The 5,260-nt window shown below is 45.8% G+C and carries 5 protein-coding genes; all 5 read left to right on the forward strand.

Translation table 11 applies throughout. From position 1 onward, the window contains the following. Positions 1-459 (forward strand): beta-ketoacyl-[acyl-carrier-protein] synthase family protein (locus GX089_17635; GenBank protein NLP04317.1); only part of this gene is annotated, 459 nt, incomplete at its 5' end. Beyond that, on the forward strand, positions 460-1,506 hold the full coding sequence (locus GX089_17640) for a type III polyketide synthase (protein ID NLP04318.1): 1,047 nt from the start codon (positions 460-462) through the stop codon (positions 1,504-1,506). A 15-nt stretch (positions 1,507-1,521) separates the two neighbouring features. Next, positions 1,522-2,268 (forward strand): methyltransferase domain-containing protein, encoded by a 747-nt coding sequence (locus tag GX089_17645; GenBank protein ID NLP04319.1) that lies wholly within the window; start codon positions 1,522-1,524, stop codon positions 2,266-2,268. A 9-nt stretch (positions 2,269-2,277) separates the two neighbouring features. Next, positions 2,278-4,506 carry a hypothetical protein gene (locus GX089_17650; protein NLP04320.1) on the forward strand — a complete coding sequence of 743 codons (2,229 nt, stop codon included), beginning with the start codon at positions 2,278-2,280 and terminating at the stop codon, positions 4,504-4,506. A gap of 145 nt (positions 4,507-4,651) precedes the next feature. After that, positions 4,652-5,167 carry a DUF2231 domain-containing protein gene (locus GX089_17655; GenBank protein NLP04321.1) on the forward strand — a complete coding sequence of 172 codons (516 nt, stop codon included), beginning with the start codon at positions 4,652-4,654 and terminating at the stop codon, positions 5,165-5,167. The last annotated feature ends 93 nt before the right edge of the window (positions 5,168-5,260 follow it).

Here is a 5,260-nt window from a genome sequence, read left to right on the forward strand (position 1 = left end):
CTTGCTGAGATTAAAGCGTATAAGGAAAAATTCGAAGCATACAATCTGATGATGATGGAGCCGGATGGCAAACAGATAGAGAGCCTTTTAAGGTCGGTTGTGGCACAGGCCAGTCTCGATCTTCATCAGATCGATTATATCAATGCCCACGGGACCGGAACTGTTTTAAATGACCAGATAGAGGCGGATGTAATCGAGAGGGTGTTCGGCAGTGATGTCCTTGTAAACAGTACCAAATCTCTTACAGGGCATGTTCTTGGTGCCAGTGGTGCACTCGAGGCTGCAGTAACAGTGCTTTCTGTCTGTCATAACAAAATTCATGGAAGTAAGAATATTAAAACCCAGGTAAAGTCCCTGAACTTTACCAGAGAAACAATCTCGCATCCAGTAAAGAACGCCCTGACTGAATCTTTCGGGTTTGGGGGGCATCTGGCTGCATTGGTGATTGGAAAGGTATAGATGGCGGCATATCTTAACTCAATCGGAACCGCAGTTCCTTCACTTTCATTGGAACAGAGTCAGATTTCAGAACTGCTGAAGCATCACTATTCAGAAGAGTTATCTTCCCGCTCTCTTGATGTACTGGAGAAGGTGCTTTTACATCCGGGGATAAAGAAAAGGCATTTTGCGGCAGAAAATCTCCGAGAACTGGAAGAGATCAGAAACGAACACCCCGATATCAGAGCTTCACGTTTTCAGAAATGGGTTGTTTCCCTTTCGGCAGAAGCACTCAAAAAAGCGGCCAGTAAGGCTGATGTGGATATAAAATCTATCGATGCCATAATCACAAATACCTGTACAGGATATTTGTGTCCTGGAATAAGCTCATATCTGATAGAGGAGCTTGGATTGGACAATTCTGTGCGGGTATACGATCTTGCCGGAATGGGATGTGGAGGAGCTATTCCCAATCTCCAGCTTGCCTCCTCCCTGGTTCAGGCGGAAAACATAACAGTGGCCGGAATAGCTGTAGAGATCTGCAGTGCCACTTTTCAGATGGGAAATGACATGAGCCTTCTGATCTCCAATGCGCTTTTCGGTGATGGAGCAGCAGCTTTTATAGTTTCCCCTGAAAGATCCGGTTTTGAGATTCTTTCATCCTGTTCCGGTATATTTCCCCAATACCGTGAGGCTGTCAGGTATGTTTACAAAAACGGCCAGCTCCATAACAAACTCAGCCCCGGGCTTCCGCAGATTCTCAGTTCATTGCTCCCATCGTTTGTAAAAGATCTCCTTTCCGGAACAGCAATTTCGGAAATCAACAACTGGGCGATTCATCCCGGAGGAGAAAAAATTCTCAACTCTGTCCAGAGTTCACTTTCTCTAACTGAAAGTAAAATCGGGACTTCCAGGAATATTCTAAAGGAATACGGCAACATGTCATCCCCGTCGGTAATGTTTGCAATTGATAAATTAAAGGAAAATATCTCTTCAGGGGAATCTGTATGCGTTCTGGGTTTTGGAGCCGGCCTGTCGGTGCATGGAACTCTGTTAAAGTCTGTATAGAGGAGAGGTTCAGGCGTGAAAAAGAGACCTGTCAACCTGGGTTTTCTCTTATCAAACTGGTCCGGAAGATCCAACTGTCAGGAGATAATGGATTCCGGAGAGATAGATCCTGTCATGTTAACCCGCACCTTTGATCATCTGAAAACAATCAACCTTTACCTCTCCGGCATCAGAAAACTTATCCTTAAAACAATTCTCAGGGATGTTTCCGTACGAAAACTGAAGAGTATCACTGTCATGGAACTGGGCTGCGGAGGAGGAGAGATCGCAAGATGGTTAAGCGGGGTCTGTACGAAGAGAAATATCGAATGCTTTATCACTTGTATCGACAACAATGAGATTGCGGTCAGATATGCCAGAAGAGAGTGCATCGACTGTGGAAATATCAAGGTAAAGCACATTGATGCATTCGAAGCTCTGAAGTGTCACAGAGCCGATTATATCTATGTCAACCACTTCCTTCATCATCTGCAGGATGAGACTATAGCACCTCTGCTGCAATTGATGGCGGAGAGTGCAGGTTACGGATTTCTGATCAACGACCTTTACAGATCACCTCTCTCCCTTCTTGCCTTCTCCCTTGCCGCCCCTTTTTTCAAGGGAAGTTATGCTGTTGCCGATGGTAAAATATCAATTCGCAAGGGGTTTACTGTGAGTGAGATGAAAAATCTGGGTGAATTTATAAAGAGGAAAGGCATTTCTATTGTAAAGAGGGGTTCTCCTGGACATCTAAGCTTATGGTTCAGGCACAGTGACAGGTGAGGAAAAAAAATGGATGAAGACCTCTTCTCCCCTTTTCGGGCTTCGATTCATCCTGAGATAAACTGTCTCTGGCGAGGTCAGTCGCTTCTTATAGCAGACCATCATGGAGAGATCACCGGTCGCGGGTTGAACGGGTATTTTTTCAGGAGTGTAAGATATCTTCAGAAGCTCGAGCTTTGCATAAACGGCAGACTCCCCCATTTCTGCTCTGTATTTACAAATTACCCGGACACTATAGAATGCTCGATGATCTTTCCGGAGGTGCATGAGGGGGGAACCGGCGGGAGCGGCTCAGGGATGATAGAGAGACAGGATGGAATCCTTGAGCGAGACATTGAGATAAGAAAAAAGTGCACCGTTTCTCCGTCAGGCTTTGATTGCGAACTGATCCTTGTAAACTGCTGGGAAAAACAGGTCAGATTTACACTGGAATGGATCTGCAGTGCGGATTTTATCACTATCGATCAGATCCGGTCAGATAGAATAGCTGCCGGGATGCCTTCAGAGCAGGAATTTACCGATCAGAAACTGACAATAAGGTGTATCAACCCTGATTTTTGGATCAGCACCGTGGTACAGACATCCGGAGATGGCGTATGGGAGTACAAAGAGGGAAAGATCAGGGCTGAGTTTACTCTCTCAAGAAGAGAAAGGATAAAGACTGCGATACATGTACGGGCAGATGATCCAGATGATCCTGTGGATCTTGCAGGATCAAACGAGCGTGAACAGGTGCTTAAGAACTGGATTTCCGGTCTTTGCAGGATAGAAACGCCCGGAAGTCAATTCGGTAGAGTTGTCAATCACTCGATAAGAACTGTCGGGTTTGCATCACTCCTTGACGGGGCACGTGAGGAGTGGCTTACACCTGCTGCAGGCTATCCTCTCTATCCTCATCTGTTTGCCCGCGATGCACTTACGTCATCATGGATGATCACACTGTTTGATGAAGGAAAGATAGCATATTCCTCTCTAACATCGATTGCCAGAATCCAGGGGAAAGTTGTAAACCCGGAAACTGATGAGCAGCCTGGAAGAATTATCCAGCAGGCAAGGAGAGATCCCCTGTCAAGAATTGGAAAGAATCCCTTCGGGTGCTATTACGGTGATTTCTCATCCCCTTTTATGTTCATAGTCGCTTTTACTTTTGCTTATGCCTGGTCAGGTGATAATGATCAGCTTAAAAAGATCTGGCCGATCTGCAGGAGGATACTTGACTGGGCAGAGGAGTATGGTGACATGGATGGGGACGGGTTTCTGGAGTACAAGACTCTCTCACCTGATGGGCCCAGGAATCAGGCATGGAAAGATTCGGAAAACGCCATAGTTGATGAATATGGGGAGCTTGTAGACCCACCGATAGCCACGAGCGAAACTCAGGGTTACTACTATGCCGCTCTTCAGGCAGGAGCTTTCTTTTCACTTATGACAGGTAACCGCAAAGATGCTTTGCGGTATCTGAAGAGGGCAATAAGGCTGAAAAAAGCATTTAACCGGGATTTCTGGGTTGAAAGTGAGGGATATATCGCTCTTGGACTGGACTCAAAAAAGAGGAAAATAAGGAGCCGGACATCGAATATGGGTCATTGTCTCGCAACAGGAATCATAGATTCAGAAAAAGTTCCCCTTGTCGTCAAGGCACTTTTCTCACCGGACATGTTCAGCGGCTGGGGTGTAAGAACACTTTCCTCTGCACATCCTTCTTTTAACCCTCTGGATTATCATCTGGGGTCGATCTGGCCTGTTGAAAACGCATCCATAGCCTTTGGATTGAGAAGGTATGGATTTGACAGGGAGGCAATGGATTTGATCAAGGCAAACTTTGATCTTGCTTTGCACTGGAGAAACGACTGGGTTCCGGAGTGTGTGGGTGGATACGACCGGGAACTGTATGGGCATCCTGGAGCCTTCCCCAGGGCTAATGTGCCACAAACCTGGAATGCTGCGGCTTTCGGTCTGTTTGTCAATATTTTGTGCGGGTTTCAACCCTTTGCCCCGTTAAACATACTTTTCCTCGATCCACTCCTCCCCGACTGGCTTCCGGAACTTAAACTGAAATCACTGCGTTTTCGAGGATCGGTTTTTGATTTGCATGTATACAAAACCAGCTCAGGAAAAACAAAATTCAGGGTCAGGAATAAAAAAGGCAGACCGTTTATAATTCGTCAGCAGCCGTATAACTCTTTATCTGCCAGTATCTGGAGGAGATTGCTTTCAGCAGCAGGGTTAAACTTTTAGAACCTTGCTATAATGTTTCATCATCGGGGTCGGTATCGGTATCGGAATCGGAATCAATAAATTTTCGATACGATACCGATACCGATTTCGATACCGACTTTGGAAACTGACGATGTCTATATAAAAAGTGTATCACAGGAGAAACATGGAAACAAAAAAAGAAACCGCGCCGATGTTCAGAGTATCCGGAGTCAGGAGTACTGCCTCCATATCCGGTCACCCTGTTCATCCCATTTTTATCGTCTTCCCTATCGCTTTTCTGATTGCTCTGCCGTTTATTGATGGCCTGTACATTTTGACAGGAAATAACTGCTGGGCGCAGACTGCATTGTGGGTTTCAGGAGCAGGGTTTGTGATGGGGATAACTGCCGCTGTATTTGGTTTGATCGATTTTGCCACTATCAGAAGAGCACGAGCTGGCTATATTGGGTGGGTCCATGCGATCGGCAATACAATTGCCATGCTGCTTACACTTTCAAACTGGATTCTGCGTGTCGGGGATCCTCTTGAATCTGTTGTTCCGGTTGGAATTTCCCTCTCCATAGCTACTGCTCTGGTGCTGGTTGTCACAGGATGGATGGGTGGAGAGCTGACATTCAGGTCTGCGATTGGTGTGACGGGGCATGCTATTACTTCGGCAATTAAATGTTGCTCAAAGTGATAGGGCATAATTTATTTTCAAGATATGGAAAAACGAGATTTTAGGAAGCTTTCTTCTGATGCGCAACTTGAAATAAAAAAAGCAGCGCTTAAA

The sequence above is a fragment of the Fibrobacter sp. genome, from assembly GCA_012523595.1.
Taxonomy (GTDB): Bacteria; Fibrobacterota; Chitinivibrionia; order Chitinivibrionales; family Chitinispirillaceae; genus JAAYIG01.

What these genes read in the sequence shown, in the direction of transcription:
- GX089_17640 (NLP04318.1), top strand. Translation starts at nt 460, where the DNA reads ATGGCGGCATATCTTAACTCAATCGGAACCGCAGTTCCTTCACTTTCA.
- GX089_17650 (NLP04320.1), top strand. Translation starts at nt 2,278, where the DNA reads ATGGATGAAGACCTCTTCTCCCCTTTTCGGGCTTCGATTCATCCTGAG.
- GX089_17655 (NLP04321.1), top strand. Translation starts at nt 4,652, where the DNA reads ATGGAAACAAAAAAAGAAACCGCGCCGATGTTCAGAGTATCCGGAGTC.